The organism is Hydrogenophaga sp. 5NK40-0174 (genome assembly GCF_040372165.1).
Taxonomy (GTDB): Bacteria; Pseudomonadota; Gammaproteobacteria; order Burkholderiales; family Burkholderiaceae_C; genus Hydrogenophaga.
In genome coordinates, this window is record NZ_BAABWG010000024.1 from 1 (window position 1) to 669 (window position 669).

General features: G+C 62.8%; 1 protein-coding gene. It reads left to right on the top strand.

The window, feature by feature from the left end:
• The coding region (locus ABWV89_RS18860; protein WP_353400630.1) for a hypothetical protein at positions 1–669 on the top strand (669 nt) is incomplete at both ends.

The following is a 669-nucleotide window of genomic DNA, read 5'->3' on the forward strand; positions in this document are numbered from 1 at the left end:
ATCCTGCTGGACGCACCGCTGGGCGGCTACGTCCAGACCAACAACCTCACCCACCTGGCGCGCACACACAACTCCAGCAGCCGGGAGATCTTCAACGAAGGCTTTCACTTCTTCAACGAAAAGCCAGCCTTCATCGCCGCGCAAGACCCCTACGGCGGCGCCACCGCCTTCTTTGCCTTCCAGAGCGAAGAGGCCATGCTGCACCTGCAGCACCTGGGCAGCACCATCGGCCAGATCGGCGGCGGCACACTCATCTTCACCCAGCAGCGCTTTGACAGCAGCGTCCCGGGCAGCCGCTTTGGCGACTGGCTGGGCAGCGATGCCGGCAAGGGCTTCAAAGTGGGCTATGTGGACGCCAATGGCCGAAGCCGAGCCTTCAACATTCGCAACGACCCGCACTTTGAAGACTACTGGCGTCAGCAGGGTCTGGACTGGAACGACCGCAAAGCGCTGGACAAATTCCTGGCCGAAGAGTTGCGCGACGCCACCGAGCAGCACCAGATCGGCCAGGCCGCAGCGGCGAGCATCGACTTCAACAGCTTCGAGACCGACAAGGAGCTGTTCCTCCAGGGCCTGAACCTCTACAGCTGGACCGACGCCGAAGGCGACCGCCTGCTCAAAGGCCTGTACGACGGCAGCATCAAGCCCGGTCACCCCGAATACGAGAAG